At 64.7% G+C, this 15,987-nt stretch carries 13 protein-coding genes and 1 pseudogene; 8 read left to right on the forward strand and 6 right to left on the reverse strand.

The window, feature by feature from the left end; all coding sequences use genetic code 11:
- Window positions 1-54: 54 nt before the first annotated feature.
- The gene (locus LTA6_RS09645) at window positions 55-954 is read right to left on the reverse strand and encodes an N-acyl homoserine lactonase family protein (RefSeq protein ID WP_341977890.1); all 900 of its coding nucleotides are present in this window, start codon (window positions 952-954) and stop codon (window positions 55-57) included.
- A gap of 36 nt (window positions 955-990) precedes the next feature.
- On the opposite strand from LTA6_RS09645, the gene LTA6_RS09650 reads away from it, so the two are divergent.
- The 7 genes and pseudogenes from LTA6_RS09650 to leuD all read left to right on the forward strand — a co-directional run bounded on the left by LTA6_RS09650 (window position 991) and on the right by leuD (window position 7,256).
- Window positions 991-1,557 carry a RidA family protein gene (locus LTA6_RS09650; protein WP_341977892.1) on the forward strand — a complete coding sequence of 189 codons (567 nt, stop codon included), beginning with the start codon at window positions 991-993 and terminating at the stop codon, window positions 1,555-1,557.
- A 94-nt stretch (window positions 1,558-1,651) separates the two neighbouring features.
- Window positions 1,652-1,786 (forward strand): annotated as a pseudogene (locus LTA6_RS09655) (multiprotein-bridging factor 1 family protein); the annotation flags it as partial.
- Window positions 1,787-1,789: 3 nt separating this feature from the next.
- The gene (locus LTA6_RS09660; protein WP_407359266.1) at window positions 1,790-2,245 is read left to right on the forward strand and encodes a cupin domain-containing protein; all 456 of its coding nucleotides are present in this window, start codon (window positions 1,790-1,792) and stop codon (window positions 2,243-2,245) included.
- Between the two features lie 304 nt (window positions 2,246-2,549).
- On the forward strand, window positions 2,550-3,746 hold the full coding sequence (locus LTA6_RS09665) for an acyl-CoA dehydrogenase family protein (RefSeq protein ID WP_341977896.1): 1,197 nt from the start codon (window positions 2,550-2,552) through the stop codon (window positions 3,744-3,746).
- A gap of 45 nt (window positions 3,747-3,791) precedes the next feature.
- Window positions 3,792-5,204 carry a Xaa-Pro peptidase family protein gene (locus LTA6_RS09670; protein ID WP_341977898.1) on the forward strand — a complete coding sequence of 471 codons (1,413 nt, stop codon included), beginning with the start codon at window positions 3,792-3,794 and terminating at the stop codon, window positions 5,202-5,204.
- Entirely contained in the window at window positions 5,197-6,645 is a 1,449-nt protein-coding gene (leuC, locus tag LTA6_RS09675; protein ID WP_341977900.1) for a 3-isopropylmalate dehydratase large subunit, read from the forward strand. Before LTA6_RS09670 ends, leuC begins: the two co-directional genes overlap by 8 nt.
- 2 nt (window positions 6,646-6,647) lie before the next feature.
- On the forward strand, window positions 6,648-7,256 hold the full coding sequence (gene leuD, locus LTA6_RS09680; RefSeq protein ID WP_341977902.1) for a 3-isopropylmalate dehydratase small subunit: 609 nt from the start codon (window positions 6,648-6,650) through the stop codon (window positions 7,254-7,256).
- 21 nt (window positions 7,257-7,277) lie between these two features.
- Here leuD and LTA6_RS09685 read toward each other — a convergent pair whose 3' ends face one another.
- From LTA6_RS09685 to LTA6_RS09705, 5 genes are all read right to left on the reverse strand, one after another.
- Window positions 7,278-9,698 carry a glycoside hydrolase family 3 C-terminal domain-containing protein gene (locus tag LTA6_RS09685; RefSeq protein ID WP_341977904.1) on the reverse strand — a complete coding sequence of 807 codons (2,421 nt, stop codon included), beginning with the start codon at window positions 9,696-9,698 and terminating at the stop codon, window positions 7,278-7,280.
- A gap of 84 nt (window positions 9,699-9,782) precedes the next feature.
- A complete protein-coding gene (locus tag LTA6_RS09690; RefSeq protein WP_341977906.1) occupies window positions 9,783-10,625 on the reverse strand; it encodes an ATP-binding cassette domain-containing protein in 843 nt (280 codons plus the stop codon).
- On the reverse strand, window positions 10,622-12,496 hold the full coding sequence (locus LTA6_RS09695; RefSeq protein WP_341977908.1) for a dipeptide/oligopeptide/nickel ABC transporter permease/ATP-binding protein: 1,875 nt from the start codon (window positions 12,494-12,496) through the stop codon (window positions 10,622-10,624). The genes LTA6_RS09690 and LTA6_RS09695 overlap by 4 nt, the downstream gene beginning before the upstream one ends.
- Window positions 12,493-13,434: an ABC transporter permease gene (locus LTA6_RS09700; protein WP_341977910.1), complete on the reverse strand. Its 942-nt coding sequence runs from the start codon at window positions 13,432-13,434 to the stop codon at window positions 12,493-12,495. Before LTA6_RS09700 ends, LTA6_RS09695 begins: the two co-directional genes overlap by 4 nt.
- A gap of 75 nt (window positions 13,435-13,509) precedes the next feature.
- A complete protein-coding gene (locus LTA6_RS09705) occupies window positions 13,510-15,036 on the reverse strand; it encodes an ABC transporter substrate-binding protein (protein WP_341977912.1) in 1,527 nt (508 codons plus the stop codon).
- 186 nt (window positions 15,037-15,222) lie between these two features.
- Here LTA6_RS09705 and LTA6_RS09710 point away from each other — a divergent pair, with 186 nt between their 5' ends.
- The gene (locus LTA6_RS09710) at window positions 15,223-15,846 is read left to right on the forward strand and encodes a TetR/AcrR family transcriptional regulator (protein ID WP_341977914.1); all 624 of its coding nucleotides are present in this window, start codon (window positions 15,223-15,225) and stop codon (window positions 15,844-15,846) included.
- The last annotated feature ends 141 nt before the right edge of the window (window positions 15,847-15,987 follow it).

Here is a 15,987-nt window from a genome sequence, read left to right on the forward strand (position 1 = left end):
GAAGGGCCGCGCCTCCACTCGTCGTCGGGTGCAGGCGCGGTCGCGGTAGTGGGATCAGGTCAGGAGAACGCCGGCGTTCGCAGGTGCCCGCGATGCCTCGTTCTCGCGTCGGTTGACCTCGATGACGTAGTTGCCGCTGTCCGTCGTCCAGGACTTGTAGCGCTGCACGATGTCGACATCGTGGCCGGGGATGATGCGGCTCGTCTCGTCCTTGAGCTCTTCCTTGAGGGTCTTATAGAGCTTGATGAGGTTGAAGTCGTTGCCCTGTCCGTATCCCGGAGTCCACATCTTCTCGACGTTCGAGTACCAGTACACGGTGTCACCGGCGACGACGAACGGTCCACTCTGCGTCTCGACCTTGAACCACTGCGAGCCGAACGTGTGGGAGTCGCGGGCCAGGCGCGCGGTGACGCCGGGGAGCAGTTCCTCGTCACCGTTGACGAATCGGATGCGACCGTCAGCGATTCCCTTGGCGGCGCGTGTCAGGTCGGTGGGGTCGAAGGAGGAGAAGATCCACGCCCGATCGGCGTCAGTCGGCATCTGGTTCGCGAGGTCCACCGCCTGCGACCAACCGACGTACTCGTCGAACTGCACGTAGAGCTGCGCGTTGGGGAAAGCCTCGAAGTTGCCCATGTGGTCGAAGTGCATGTGGGAGACGAGGATGACGTCGATGTCTTCGGGCGTGAGGTCGACCTTCGCGAGGACCTCTGCCGGGCTCTCCCAGCTCTGGAACGGGTAGCGGTCAAGCCAGTAGTCGTTGCGGAAGCCGCAGTCCACGAGGGCGATGTGCTGCTTACCGCCCACTTCGCCTCCGATGAGCAGCGTGTACAGCATGGGGATACGAATAGTTCCCGCGTTGCTGTACAGGCCGGAGCCACCAAAGAAGTCGTGAGGCATCGTCCCTTGGCAGAACTCGAGGGAGTAGATCGAGTAGTCGGTCTTGCGTTCGCTCATGGTTATGGCCGGTCTTTCTCGGGATTCGGGTTTCGAGTGACCGTAAGCGTCACTGCTGGCGGCGTGCAGTCATGGTACATGCCTGCCTATCGGATGCGCAACGAAAATATGTTGAAAACCAGCGGATGCAATCGATTGACGCGCCGGCAGCCAATCTTGGACAATCAGACGTCTGAGGATCAAGCTGTCCAGATGGACTTAACTTCAGTGCCCCACACAGATTGGCCCGCCATGTCTCGCAACCGCCTCGTCCGAATTCCTGCCCCCGTGGTTCCCGGGATCTCCGACAGTGTCCTGGACACCGAGTCAGGACTTCTCTTCGTTTCCGGCGTTTATGTCCCCTTCCCTGAAGACGACGAGCGCGCAATCAGGTTGACCTTCGGAGCGTTGGAAGAAGCGCTACACCGAGGGGGAGCGACCTTCGCGGACCTTGTGCGCGTCAACGTCTACGTCACGCATCTCACTGAGGAGAAGCTCCAGGCCTATCGGCGGGTCCGCGACTCGATCATCGATGCAGACCAGCTGCCTGCGAGCACGGTCGTCGGCGTGCAGTCGTTGTACAACGGCGCCGTGATCGAGATCGACGCGATTGCTGCCGTCTGAGCAGCTCCGTCCTGTGCAGTCGGGGTGCACGAATTTCGGTCGTGAGACGATAGTGTTTCCCAATCGCTCAAATTGAGGCAACGGAGATTCTATTGTGGCTGCCGATGAACTGGGAACGCGCCTGCGACAAGCTCGGCAGTCGCGGAGCCTGAGCCTTCGGAGTGTCGCGCAGTCGCTCGGGGTGTCGCCAAGCCTCATCTCGCAGGTCGAGACGGGGAAGTCTCAGCCCTCTGTGGCCACGCTCTATGCCCTCGCCAATCTCCTCGAGGTCTCGGCAGACGACCTCCTCGGCATGGATTCGAATAATTCGAGAGATACTTCCGCGACTGTCGCGCGGTTCGATGTCCAGCGCGCGGGCGAAGGCCCGGTGATCGAGATGGAGAACGGCGTCCGCTGGGAACGGTTGGCGATGGCGCAGGGCGGTGGGGTCGAGGCATTGCTCGTCACCTACGAGCCCGGCGCTTCCAGCTCGATCGACGGCAGATTGATGCGGCATGCCGGAGTCGAGTACGGGTACATGCTCGAAGGCGTGTTGACACTCCAGCTCGATTTCGACACTTACGAGCTGTCGCCGGGTGATTCGCTTCACTTCGAGTCTTCGCGTCCGCACATGTTGGCGAACCGGGGAGCGGTCACGGCCCGCGGGGTCTGGTTCGTCGTCGGTAGGCACGAAGGCGCGAGCGCCTGAATCCGTTTTCAACCGCTGCCTCGTGGAACTGCTCCATTCCCACCGGCGGGGCTCGATCTCTTGAGGAGATCGCGGCGATCCTGATCCCCTGATCGTTCGCCCAGCCTCTTCGCTTCGACCGTTGCCCCTGCGCGCTTCAACATGCTCATCTGCCATGCCGAATGGCCTGTCCGCGGCGACCTGTCCGCGTGCCAACACAAATAGTGTGCAGTGACACTTGACAGTCTTGGCCCCTTCGGTCATCCTTGGTGAACGCATAAGCCCCGGCCGGAACAGCCGACCGCGACGCCACAAGGAGAGTTCCATGGCAACGACAGCAATTCGGCCCGAGATCGCAGCGATCATCGAGAAGATCGACCAGTTGCGGCCTCAACTCATCGCGGGTGGACGTGAAGCCGATCTGACCCGGCGCATCTCGCCCGAGGTTTTCGACGCGGTCGCTGCAACCGGTGCTTTCAGCATCTCGGCGCCGACCAAGTTCGGCGGTCTGGCCGCCAACACTCGCGAGGCTCACGCGGTGGCCCGGGCTATCGGCCGCGGCGACGGCAGCCTGGCCTGGGTGGACGGCATTCTCGATTCCGGCGCTTGGGTTCTTGGCCTGATGGACGAGCGTGCACAGCGGGACGTCTGGGGCTCTGGCCTCGACTCGTTCATCTCGATCGTGCTCGCCACGACTTCCGAGGCAGAGCCGGTCGACGGCGGGTATCGGGTCACCGGCAAGTGGGGTTACGGTACCGGCAGCATGCACGCGACGTGGTCGCTGCTCGGAATTCCTCTGAAGAACGCTGCCGGCGAGGTTGTCGACGCCGGCCTCGCGCTCATCCCGACCGCTGACCTCACATACGAAGACAACTGGTTCGTCGCGGGGATGAAGTCGACAGCGAGCGTGATGCAGATCGCCGAAGACGTGTTCGTGCCTGCGCATCGAGTCTTTCCGTTGACCGCGGCCGTCGAGGGCAGATATCTCGGTGACAACCCGGAGTCCACGTACAAAACGGTCTTCGTGCCGTCGCTGTTCATGAAGCTCGTCGGGCCGCACCTCGGAATGGGGCGTGCGGCTCTCGACCTGGTGATCGCCAAGGCCGAGACCAAACCGATCGCCTACACGGGCTATGCGAAGCAGGCGGACTCCGTTCTGTTCCAGACGGCGATCGCGAAGGCGACTGTCGACCTCGCCGCCGCTGAGCTCGTCGCTGCGCAGGTCGCCGACGAGATCTATGAGGCGACCGAGACCGGGTGCTACGCGCCCTATGCCGAGCGCATCGAGATGCGCGCGAAGGCCGCGTGGGTGGTCGAGACGATCACCAACATGATCCACGACCTGATGACTGCGCACGGCTCGGGGGGCTTCGCCGATGTGTCGCCGCTCCAGCGGATCTGGCGAGACCAGGCCACGGCGTCGCGCCATGGGCACACTCTCGGTGCCAGCGGCTACGAGGCGTTCGGCAAGGTGATCTTCGGACGGGAGGACGACGCACGTTTCGTCCTCCCGATCGTCTGACCTGACCCCGCCGGCTGTCTAACTTTACTTAACTAGATTTGCGGCGTGTTTCGCGTCCAGGTAGGGGGAATTTCGATGAAGAGCACGGGGACAGCCGGGACTAACGGCGTCGATTGGGAGGCGCGCGTCGATTTCGATCGGCTGCGGGACGAGCGTCTCGGGAAACTGAAGAACGAGCTGGCTGCGTCGGATCTCGGGGCCATACTGGCGTTCGACTTCTCGAACATCCGCTACATGACGTCGACTCACATCGGAACCTGGGCGATGGACAAGCTGATCCGGTTCAGCCTCCTCACCCGCAACACCGATCCGATCGCCTGGGATTTCGGATCGGCGGCAAAGCACCATGCGCTCTACAACCCGTGGCTCGATGTGACGTCGTCGGAGATGGACGCGGATCCGCATGCTCCTCACGAGGGAACCAAGAGGCCCCGCTTGGAGTCCGGTGCTCGCGCCGGTATCTCCACGCTCCGCGGTGCATTCCCTCCCGATGCGGGCATCGCGCAAGAGGTCGCTCGCAAGATCAAGCGCGAGCTCGAGAAGTTCGGCGTGGCCCACGAGCCCCTCGGCGTCGATGTCATCGAGCTTCCCATCCTCTTCGCGTTGCAGAAGGAGGGCATCACAGTCGTCGACGGCCAGCAGGTCTTCATGGAGGCACGGCGCATCAAGACGCACGACGAGATCCGACTGCTCACTCAGGCAGCCTCGATGGTGGACGCAGCCTATGAGGATCTCTATCGCTTTCTGAGGCCGGGGGTGCGCGAGAACGAGGCCGTGGGCCTCGTCGCCAAGACTCTGTACGACCTCGGCTCCGAGTACGTCGAAGGCGTGAACGCGATCTCCGGTGAGCGATGCTCGCCGCACCCTCACGTGTTCAGCGATCGTCTCATCCGCCCGGGCGACCCTGCGTTCTTCGACATCCTGCACAGTTGGAATGGCTATCGCACCTGCTACTACCGCACTTTCGCCGTAGGGTCGGCCTCGAGACAGCAGAAGGATGCGTACACGCGCGCGCGGGAATACATGGACCGAGCGATCGCGCTGGTGAAGCCGGGGGCGACGACGGCCGACATCTGCGCAGTGTGGCCCACCGCTCAGGAGTTCGGTTTCGCCGACGAGGAAGCGGCGTTCGCTCTGCAGTACGGCCACGGCGTCGGACTGTCGATCTGGGAGAAGCCGATCTTCTCGCGCCTCACATCCTTCGACCACCCGGAAGAGCTCAAAGAGGGCATGGTCTTTGCGCTCGAGACCTACTGGCCGTCCGCTGATGGGTGGGGAGCCGCGCGGATCGAAGAAGAAGTGGTCGTCACGGCGACCGGTTGCGAAGTCATCACGAAGTTCCCGGCCGAAGAGCTGCTCATCGCGGGTCCACGCTACATCGCCGTCGGAGGTCCGCTGAAGAACGAACGCGACTCGCAGTCGCACCTCAACACGATCTGGGGACGGGGAAATGCGTGATGACGCACGCCCGTCGCACCCTCGCACTCTCGCCGAGAAGGTCTGGGACGACCACCTCGTCGTGAAGGGCGAGAACGGCGAGCCGGACCTCATCTACATCGACCTCCACCTGGTCCACGAGGTCACCAGCCCGCAGGCGTTCGACGGCTTGCGAAAAGAAGGGCGTCCGCTGCGTCGTCCAGATCTGACGATCGCCACCGAGGACCACAACACCCCGACGTGGGACATCGACAAGCCGATCGCGGACCTGACCAGTCGGACGCAGATCGAGACGCTGCGACGCAACGCTCCCGAGTTCGGAGTGCGTCTGCACTCGTTGGGTGATGCAGAGCAGGGCATCGTGCACGTGATGGGTCCGCAGCTGGGCTTGACGATGCCGGGGGTGACGGTCGTGTGCGGTGATTCTCATACCTCAACCCATGGTGCCTTCGGCGCCATGGCCTTCGGTATCGGCACCAGCGAGATCGAGCATGTGATGGCCACGCAAACGCTGTCGTTGAAGCCGTTCAAGACCATGGCGATCAATGTCGAGGGGACGTTGCGTCCGGGCGTGACCGCCAAGGACATCATCTTGGCCGTCATCGCGAAGATCGGCACCGGTGGGGGACAGGGCTACGCGCTCGAGTACCGCGGCGGTGCGATCCGTGCGCTCTCCATGGAGGGCCGGATGACGATCTGCAACATGTCGATCGAGGCCGGAGCGCGAGCGGGCATGGTCGCGCCGGACGAGACGACCTTCGCGTACCTGGAGGGTCGTCAGCATGCCCCCAAGGGGCAGGACTGGACGGATGCGGTCGCCTATTGGCGGACGCTTCCGACGGACGAGGGCGCGGTGTTCGACGCCGAGGTGTTCATCGACGCCGATCAGCTCGAACCGTTCGTGACCTGGGGCACGAACCCGGGTCAAGGAAGCTCCCTGTCGTCGTCGGTACCGAACCCCGCCGACATCGTCGACCCGAACGAGCGTGCCGCGGCAGAGCGGGCGCTGGAGTACATGGGCCTCACCCCTGGTACGCCCCTTAAGGAGGTTCCCGTCGACGCCGTGTTCATGGGCTCCTGCACGAACAGCCGCATCGAGGATCTGAGGGCGTTCGCGTCGATCATCGAGGGGAAGAAGAAGGCCGACGGCGTCCGTGTGATGGTCGTGCCCGGTTCCGCGCGTGTGCGCCTGGAAGCCGAGGCGGAGGGTCTGGACAAGATCATCACGGACTTCGGGGCGGAGTGGCGGTTCGCCGGCTGCTCGATGTGCCTGGGGATGAACCCCGACCAGCTCGCACCAGGTGAGCGTTGTGCGTCCACCTCCAACCGCAACTTCGAAGGACGCCAGGGCGAAGGCGGACGGACCCACCTGGTGTCCCCGCTCGTCGCCGCGGCCACCGCCATCCGCGGCACGCTGTCGAGCCCCGGCGATCTGCTCGTCGCCATCGGAGAGGAGGCCTGATCATGGAGAAGTTCACGACCCATACCGGCATCGCAGCGCCGCTGAAGCGCTCCAATGTCGACACCGATCAGATCATCCCCGCGGTCTTCCTCAAGCGCGTGACCAAGACCGGCTTCGAAGACGCGCTGTTCCATGAGTGGCGAAAGAACCCCGACTTCGTGCTTAACGACATGGCCTATAGCCGCTCCTCGGTCCTGGTCGCCGGCCCCGATTTCGGCACCGGGTCGAGTCGCGAGCACGCGGTGTGGGCATTGCGAGACTTCGGTTTCAAGGTGGTGCTCAGCCCGCGATTCGGCGACATCTTCCGCGGCAACGCCGGTAAGCAGGGCCTCCTCGCCGCCACGATCTCGGAAGAAGATCTCGAGCGCATCTGGGCCGAGATCGGCCTGTCGCCCGCGATGGAGATCACGGTCGATCTGAGCGCACGCACCGCACGAATCGGGCAGAACGAGATCCGCATCGGTGTGGATGACCACACACGCTGGCGGCTCCTCGAAGGGCTCGACGACATCGGGCTCACGCTGCGCAACGAAGACAAGATCGCGCAGTTCGAGGGCCGTCGCGAGTCGTGGCGGCCCCGGACCCTCCCCGTCTCCGCAAACGGGAGCTGATCTCCGTCCGACTGGTAGAACTCACCCGATCGCGGGCTGCGGCTCCCAGTCACAGGCAAGGGGGAGATCATGGACTGACGCACCGGCGCGAAGGGTGAAATGCCCTTCCTCGAGGCCCCAGCCGTGCGCAGTCCAGTGCGCGAGCCGACGCGAGTCGATCGGGATGGTGGCGGTGACGGTCTCTCCTGCCGCCGCGTGCACGACAGCGAACCCCACCAGCCATCGGGCGGGACGCTCGATGGTGGAGTCGGGGCGCTCTGCATACACCTGAACAACCTGTTTGCCAGCTCGTAAGCCTGTGTTCGCGAGGATCACCTCGAGCGTGTCATCGACGCGGGACGCCGCCCCCCAACTCCAGGTCGTGTATCCGAGACCGTGTCCGAAGGGGAACGCCGGCTCCGCCTCAGAGGTCAACCAGGAGCGGTAGCCGATGTGAATGCCCTCGCCGTAGGTCAGTCTGCCGTTCTCGGGAACCACATTCGTGGTCGGTGCGTCCGAGAGCGCGGCGGGCCACGTCGTCGGGAGGCGGCCGCCCGGCTCCGATGTGCCGATCATCATGCTCGCGATGGCGCTACCGAACTGCTCACCGCCGAAGTATCCGTGAAGAACCGCCGAGACCTCGCCGGCCCACGGAAGCGCGACAGGAGAACCCGCGTTCACGATCACGATCGTTCGTGGATTCACAGCCGCCACCGCGCGCACCAGGTCGTCCTGGCGGCCGGGAAGAGCAAGGTTCTCCCGGTCGTGCCCCTCGGATTCCACCCGGGAATTCGTGCCGACGACCACGATCGCGACATCCGCACCGGTTGCGGCGGCCACCGCACGAGCGATGAGGCCGTCGGGGTCGGAGTCATCCGGGGCGATCCCCACCGTCACGCTGAGCGAGCCGGCGAGCGTGCCGGCGGTGGCGAGAGAGAACTCGGCCCGCACATCCACCGGGATCCCGACGGTGACCGGCACCGTCACCGTCGCGGACGCCGGTGACGTGATCGCCGCACCCAGATCGTTGCCTCGGGCCACCGGAGCGTCCTGGAGAGCGAGCTCCCCATCCACGAAGATCTTGCCCGGGTTGGAGCCCGAGAATCCGAGCAGAATCGTTCCCGATGCCTGGGGTGTGTAGGCCGCACGGATCTCGAGCGTCCCGGCCCCGGCCAGTGCGCTGTCTCCGCCGAACCAGATCAACTCCGTCGAGCGTCGGTCCTCGTGGCAGAGTTCCTCGCCGTCGGCATCGAAGAACGTGACACGGGCGCCGGGTTCGCCGGTGATCGGATTCGTGATCGTCTCCAGGGGGAAGCGGGACACGCCCTCCTGCACGACGGCTCCGATCTCGTAGTCGATCTGCACGTGCGGCAACGCCTCGCGAAGACCTTCCAGAGGCGAGACGACATGTGCAGGAAGCACCGTCGCCGAGCCGCCGCCCTGGGTGCGGGCCTCGCGGGCATTGTGGCCGATCAGCGCGATTCGCGAGAGCGCCGCTGCGTCGAGGGGGAGAGTGCCGTCGTTTGCGAGCAGGACGCTTCCCTGGATTGCGGCAGTGCGCGCAAATGCGATTCCGTCGAGGGGAGCAGGGACCGCCGCAGACGCGTCTCCGAGAGCCCCGACCCGTTCGGCCAACAGCAGTAGACGCAGAACCTTGCGATCGAGGTCCGACTCCTGCACGATACCGTCGCGAATCGCGCCGAGGAGGTCGTCGTACGCGGGGGCGGGTCCCGGCATCGCGAGGTCCTGTGCGGCTGGGATCGCGTCAAGGCTACGCACAGCGGTCCAATCGCTGATGACCACTCCATCGAAGCCCCACTCGTCATTGAGGGGACTGTCGAGCAGGTCGTTCTCGGTCATCGTCACCCCATCGACAGAGTTGTACGCGCTCATGATGCTCCAGGCACCGGCTTCGACCGCCCTCTCGAACGGCGCCAGGTAGACCTCGCGCAGCGGACGCTCGTCGACCCTGATGTCTACCGTGAACCTGTCGGTCTCCGAGTCGTTCGCGACGTAGTGCTTCGGGCAGGCTCCGACGCCGTTGTCCTGCAGCCCGGCGACGTAGGTCGCCGCAAGCGCGGCGGTGAGCTCGGGATCTTCGCTGAAACACTCGAAGTTGCGACCTCCGAGGGGTGTGCGCTGCAGATTGATGGTCGGGCCGAGCACGACGTCGACACCCTTGCGTCGTGCCTCGGATGCCGCGGCAGCTCCATATCGGTACGCGAGATCGACATCCCACGATGCCGCGAGTGCAGATCCGGAGGGCAGGTTGAGGGAGGGATCGCGCTCATCCCAGCGGGGCCCACGGACACCTGCGGGCCCGTCAGACAGCGTCATCGCGCGCAGCCCGATCGAGGGGAGGGGAACCGTCGTCCAGAAGTCGGCACCCTGGATGAGCGCAGCCTTCTCTTCGAGGGTGAGCTTCGCTAGCAGGGGCAGGAGATGATCGGTGGGGGAAGTCAAAGAAGGGTCCTTCGTCGTGCGGGGGAGATCGATTGGACTCCCGATGGGCACGTGCTCACGGCGTGTGCCCACCGGGAAGCGAGATCACGCGGGGGCGTCGTCCGTGTTCAGCAGTGCGCGTCGTTCGAGCCGTCGGGCTTCCTGCTTATCGGGGTCGGGCACCGGTGACGCCATGAACAGTCGCTGTGTGTATGGGTGGGCGGGACGAGCCGTGACCTGGTCGCCGTCGCCGGTCTCGACGATCTCGCCGTGATACATCACCGCCACCCTGTGACTGATGTGGCGGACGACGGCGAGGTCGTGCGTGATGAAGAGGTAGGAGACGCCGGTGCGCTCCTGGATCTCGATGAACAGGTCCAGCACGCGCGCTTGGGTCGACAGGTCCAGCGCCGAGACGGGCTCGTCGCACACGATGAGCTTCGGCGCGAGCGCGAGCGCTCGCGCGATCGCGATGCGTTGACGTTGCCCGCCGGAGAATTCCCGCGGCAGACGGCTGCGCGCGCCCGACGGGAGCCCGACATGATCCAGCAGGTCGCGGACGCGAGTCTTGGCGGTGTTCGCGTCGACGCCTCGAGCCTGGAGCGGCTCGGCGAGGATCTGCTCGATCGTCAGCGAGGGATTCAGCGACGAATACGGGTCTTGGAAGACGACTTGGATCTCAGAGCTGAGCGCTCGCCGTTCAGCCCGGCGGAGCTGGCTGATGTCCCGAGAGTCGTAAGTGATCTTCCCGCCGGTGACGGGAGCGAGTCCTAGCACGGCGCGGCCGAGCGTGGTCTTCCCTGAGCCGGACTCGCCGACCAGACCGACCGTTTCGGCGGGTTTGATGTCGATCGAGACGCCCTTCAGCGCCTGGAAGGGTTTTGCCCGGAACCCCTTGCCCGGGTACTCGACGACGAGGTCGTCGACGGTCAGCAGCGACTCGCTCACGCGATGCCTCCCTGAGATGCGCGGCCGCCGGTGGTGGCCAACGGCGGACGGGCGGGGCCCTCGTCGAGGATCGACGCGAGCAACGACTTCGTGTACGGGTGCTCGGGGCGCTGCAGGATCGCGCGCACCGGGCCTGTCTCGATGAACATACCGCTCTGCATGACCGTGACGCGGTCGCACAGGTCGGCGACGACACCGAAGTTGTGTGTGACCAGGAGGATCGCCAGTTCGCGCTCAGCCTGCAGATCGCGCAGCAGGTCGAGTACTTCGGCCTGCACCGTGACGTCGAGCGCGGTCGTCGGCTCGTCGGCGATGATCAGGTCGGGATCGGTCGAAACCGCTCCCGCGATGAGCACCCGCTGCGCCATACCGCCCGAGATCTCGAAAGGGTAGGCCTGGAAGGTGCGCACCGGGTTCGGGATGCCGACTCGTTCGAGCAGCGAGAGCGCCTTGTCCCTGGCCTCTTTCCTGCTCATCCCGAGGGACATCCGCAGCGGTTCCGTCAGCTGGCTGCCGATCGTGAACGACTGGTCGAGGTTGCTCATCGGCTCCTGCGGGATATAGCCGATGCGACGACCGCGGATGCCGGCGTAGACGCCGTCATCCCCGTTCTCCAGGCGCGTCCCTTCGTAGTCGATCGATCCCGCCGTGATGCTGCCGCCTTTGGGGAGCAGGCCGAGGACCGCGAACGCGGTCTGCGACTTCCCGGAGCCGGACTCGCCGATCAGTCCATGCACCTCTCCCTTGCGGACGTCGAGGGAGACGCCGTGCACCACCTCGGTCGAGGTGCCATCCGGCTGCTGGTAGCCAACACGGAGGTCCGTGATGCGCAGGAGCGGCTCCGAAGATCGGGCGGCGGTCCGCGCGTCTTCGTCATGAACGATCGGCTCACCATCGCGGGTGACGATGTCGACCTCGTCGCCCAGGTCGGCGAGGTCGGTGTTCGTCGTGACTGCGGCGACAGAACCGGTGCGGCTGGTCACCGCGCGACGACGCTTGCGGCGCACCACGACGGTGCGTTCGATCACGTCACGGATCGCATTCGCGAGCAGCATCGACGCGATGCTCGTCAGCCCGATCGCGAGTGATGGCCACAGCATGAGCAGGGGACCGACGTACATCTTCGTGAAGGCGTCCTGCAGCATCCCTCCCCAGGTGGGGACCGAGGCATCGCCGAGCCCGAGGAACTCGAGTCCGGACTGGATCCCGATCGCGATGATCGCGACCACAGCGGTCTGGATGATGATCGGTGCCCGGACGACCGACAGGACGTGGCGGCCGATGATTCGCAGATCGCTCAGTCCCGACACCCGTGCGGCATCGACATAGAGTTCTGATCTGACGGCAGTCACCATCGTGTAGACCAGTCGGAAGTATGCGGGTGACAGCACGACGCCGAAGATGATCATCGAGATCCAGACGGAAGGCCCGATCGCTGCGCGCGCCGCGAGCAGAATCACCATGGCCGGCAGCGCCATCACCAGTGAGGTCGCCCACGACGCCAGGTTGTCGAACCAGCCCTGGTAGTACCCGGCGATCAGCCCGGACGTGACGCCGAGCACCAGAGCGGTGAGGACAGCGAGGAGTGCGGCAGCGACGCTGATCTGCGTCGCGACGAGCATCCGCGACAGCACATCGCGCCCGGCGCTGTCGGTCCCGAGCAGGTGCTCGGTGCTCGGCGGTTTCAGGATCGACTGAAGGTCAGCGGGGTTGGGGGAGTACGGCGCGAGGAGCGGCCCGATGAGAGCGATCACCACGACGAGAGCGAGGAGGATCAGCGAGATCAGAGCCACCGGGTTGCGCAGCAGCTTCCTCAGCAGGCGGTCCGTACCCGCTGTCGCGGTGGTTGGAGAGACTTCGATGGTGGTCATGACAGTCGCACCTTCGGGTTGAGCGCAGCCTGCGCTAGGTCGATGAGAAGGTTGACGACCACCGCGATGATCGCGGTGACGACGACGATCCCCATCACGACCGGGATGTCGCCCTGTGCCGTCGCCTGCACCGTGAGCGAGCCGATTCCGGGGAGGGCGAAGATCTGCTCGACGATGACCGCGCCACCGATCATGCCGACGAACTGCACGGCGAGAAGTGAGAGCGCGGGCCCCCCGGCATTGCGCAGCACGTGCTTGTACACCACGCGATTCGAGCTGAGGCCCCTGCTGCGCAGCGTGCGCACATAGTCGCGGGAGAGTCCATCGATGATGGAACCGCGCACCTGCTGAGCGATGGTCGCCACCCCGCCGATCGCGAGGGCGATGATGGGCAGTGTCACGCTGCTGAGCCACCCCGTGAAGGACTGAGTGATGGGGATGTACCCGGTCGCTTTGAACCACTGCAGATTGATGGCGAACAGCAGCACCAGGAACAGGGCGATGAGGAAGCCGGGGATCGCGAAGCCGAGGATCGAGAGGAACTGGATGGCGCCGTCCACCGCTCCGTCGCGGCGAGCGGCGACGATGCCGAGGACCACCGAGAAGATCGCGGTGAGGATGATGGATCCGATGACGATCGACAGCGTCACCGAGAGTCGGCTGGAGAGCTGGACCGACACGAGCTGGCCGGTGAACCAGGAGCGACCGAGATCGCCGGTTGCGGCGGAACTAAGCCAGTCCCAGAACTGAGCGGGGAGTGGTCTGTCGAGCCCGAGTTCCGCGGTCTTCTGCGCGACCACCTCATTGGTGGCGTTCTGGCCGAGGATCGAGCGGGCGATGTTGCCGCTGCCGAGATACAGCAGTGTGAAGGCGATGACCGTGATCGCGACGATCAGGATCACACCCGAAACTGACCGCCGCAGAATGAAAGTGAGCATGGCTCCACTCCTGTGTAGAGGGACCTCGAAGATGGATGCCGGTCCGCCCGATCTCTCGGGCGGACCGGAGGGCGACTACTTCTTCGGCCGGAAGTCGTAAAGCGCCGGGTAGGTGTTCGTCGGGAGCATCGTGACGGCCGTGTTGGCGTCCGTCGCGAAGCTTCCCTGCACGCGGTAGAACGGGGCGAACCAGGCCTGCTCCACGATGTAGGTGTTGAGCTCCTTCGCGACTGCGGCCTGGGTCGCCTCGTCGCCGTACTGGATCTGCTTCAGGTACTCGTCGACCTGCGGGTCCTGCGACTTGAACGGGTTGAACGACGCGGTCGGAGCGATCATGAACTGAACCAGCTGCCAGTCCGGGTTCTGCTCGAGTGCCATGAAGGAGGCAGGGTACTTCGGCGCCAGCAGATCGGCGAAGAAGTTGCCGACCGGTACGTCCGTCGGCTCGACCGTGATCCCTACATCCGCGAGCTGCTGGGCGATCAGGGCGTAGGTCGTCGTTCCGAACACCGAGAGCGTTGGCATCGCGAGCGTGAGACCGTCCGGGTAGCCGGCTTCGGCAAGAAGCTTCTTCGCCTTCTCCGGGTCGTACGTGTAGTAGTCGTCCAACTCCGGATCGAACGCCTTCGAGCCGGCGGGGAAGACCTGGGTGGTCACGGTGCCACGATCCGACTGGAGCGCGCTGAGCAGACCCTTGCGATCGAACGCGTAGTTGATCGCCTGACGCACCTTCACGTCGCCCAGGGCGGGGTTCATCTGCCCGGCTCGGTCGAGGAGCAACAGTCCCTGGAAATCGATCTCGGCGGAGCTGACGGTCCAGCCGGCGGCTTCGACTTCGGAGACAACGTCGTTACTGGAGAGCTTGACTCCGTTCGCCTCGCCCGCCTTGATCGCGTTCAGTGCGGCGGTGGCGTCGCTCAGAACGTTGATGACGACCTTGTCGTAGTGCTGGACTGACGGGTTCCAGTAGTCCGGATTCTTGGTGTAGGAGTACGAGGTTCCCGTGACAGTTGCGTCCGTGTCGAGAATGTACGGGCCGGAGCCGACCGGCGTCGTCGCGACGTCGGCGCTCTCGAGCGAATCCGCGGCGCCGACGAGGCCGGCATCGCGGGTCAGATAGCTGAGAAGTGCAGGGTCGGGCGCGCTGAGGGTGATGACGACTGTGGTGTCGTCAGGAGCCTCGACACTCGCCACACCGGCGAAGCTCCCCGCGTTCGGAGAAGTGCCTTCCTTGTAGCGAAGGAGGTTCGTGGCGACGACATCACCGGTGAGCTTCGTGCCGTCTGTGAAGGTCACGTCATCACGGAGGGTGAGCGTGAGGATCGTGTTGTCCTCGTTGTACGACCATTTCGTCGCGAGCCAGGGCTCAATGGTCCCCTCCGGGGTCGCGAGCAGCAGAGTGTCGAAAACGGCCTGATAGAACGGCGACCGGTTTCCCCACTCCGTGCCGGACGGGTCGAACGTGACAGGAGCGGCGCTGGCGCCGAGAATCAGGGTCTCGCTGGCGGTGTCTTCATTCGCGCCGGCCGCGCAACCCGCGATCGCGAGCGTCGCGGTGACAGCGATGGCCGCTGCGGAGACGACCTTCTTCCATCGCATCATTTGCTGTGTCCTCTTGGTAGGGGCGATGCCTCGTCGGATCGCTGTATGCGTAAGCTAGCACCTAAAATGAATGTTCACTAGGTTTTTGCAAAATTTAGTATCACTGTACGAAACGGGCTCCGCGTGGGGGTTGCAGAATGGAGGGGGCCGGCGTATCCGTCGACCCCGGAGTGTACGAGGGAGATCATGACGGATTCGCGCAAGCGGAAGCCCCGCGGGGAGTATGCGAAGACAGGAGCGAAGCGGGTAGCGATTCTCGATGCTGCGCTCGAAGTGTTCGCCCAAGTGGGGTATCGTGCGGGATCGCTCCGCGATGTGGCTGAGCGGGTCGGAATGAGTGAGGCGGGGCTGCTGCACCACTTCCCGACCAAGCCTGCGCTGCTGGCGGCTGTGTTGGATCGCCGCGATCAGCACAGCCTGGAATGGGTGCGCATGGCCGAGGGCGATGGAGACGTGACTCTGCGCGGGCTGGTCACCACGGCGGCTCGTAACGCCTCCGCGCCCGGCGTTGTCGAGTTGTACTGCGTCCTGTCCGCGGAGGCCACGCAACCCGGGCACCCCGCGCGGGACTACTTCATTGCTCGTTATGAAGAAGCCCGCACCAACCTGCGCAAGGCGTTCGAAGATCTGGAGCGGCAGAATCGCACGCGACCGGGAGTCGCGCCGCGAAGCGCCGCCGTGGCTACCCTCGCGATGATGGACGGGTTGCAGGTGCAATGGCTGTTGAATCCCGAGGCGGTCGACATGGCGGCGGAGCTGAGTGACTTCCTCGCAGCCTTGGTGGACATCGACTTCACTGCGACCCGATAGCCAGGTCCGGTTCGCGCTCAGCCTTCGCAGGGCGGAAGTTTTCAAAACCGAAACACAAAAGTAGCCATCGGGCGTATACCATCATCGATAGAAGCAAACGATTGCAATCACACGCAGGCTCCAGGCCGGCGTCATCGAAGG

It is taken from the genome of Microbacterium sp. LTA6 (assembly GCF_045690355.1).
GTDB lineage: Bacteria > Actinomycetota > Actinomycetes > Actinomycetales > Microbacteriaceae > Microbacterium.

Excerpts from the sequence above, each read along its gene's own strand:
- LTA6_RS09645 (WP_341977890.1), bottom strand. The coding sequence starts at position 954 with ATGAGCGAACGCAAGACCGACTACTCGATCTACTCCCTCGAGTTCTGC.
- leuD (WP_341977902.1), top strand. The coding sequence starts at position 6,648 with ATGGAGAAGTTCACGACCCATACCGGCATCGCAGCGCCGCTGAAGCGC.
- leuC (WP_341977900.1), top strand. The coding sequence starts at position 5,197 with ATGCGTGATGACGCACGCCCGTCGCACCCTCGCACTCTCGCCGAGAAG.
- LTA6_RS09665 (WP_341977896.1), top strand. The coding sequence starts at position 2,550 with ATGGCAACGACAGCAATTCGGCCCGAGATCGCAGCGATCATCGAGAAG.
- LTA6_RS09700 (WP_341977910.1), bottom strand. The coding sequence starts at position 13,434 with ATGCTCACTTTCATTCTGCGGCGGTCAGTTTCGGGTGTGATCCTGATC.
- LTA6_RS09705 (WP_341977912.1), bottom strand. The coding sequence starts at position 15,036 with ATGATGCGATGGAAGAAGGTCGTCTCCGCAGCGGCCATCGCTGTCACC.
- LTA6_RS09710 (WP_341977914.1), top strand. The coding sequence starts at position 15,223 with ATGACGGATTCGCGCAAGCGGAAGCCCCGCGGGGAGTATGCGAAGACA.
- LTA6_RS09695 (WP_341977908.1), bottom strand. The coding sequence starts at position 12,496 with ATGACCACCATCGAAGTCTCTCCAACCACCGCGACAGCGGGTACGGAC.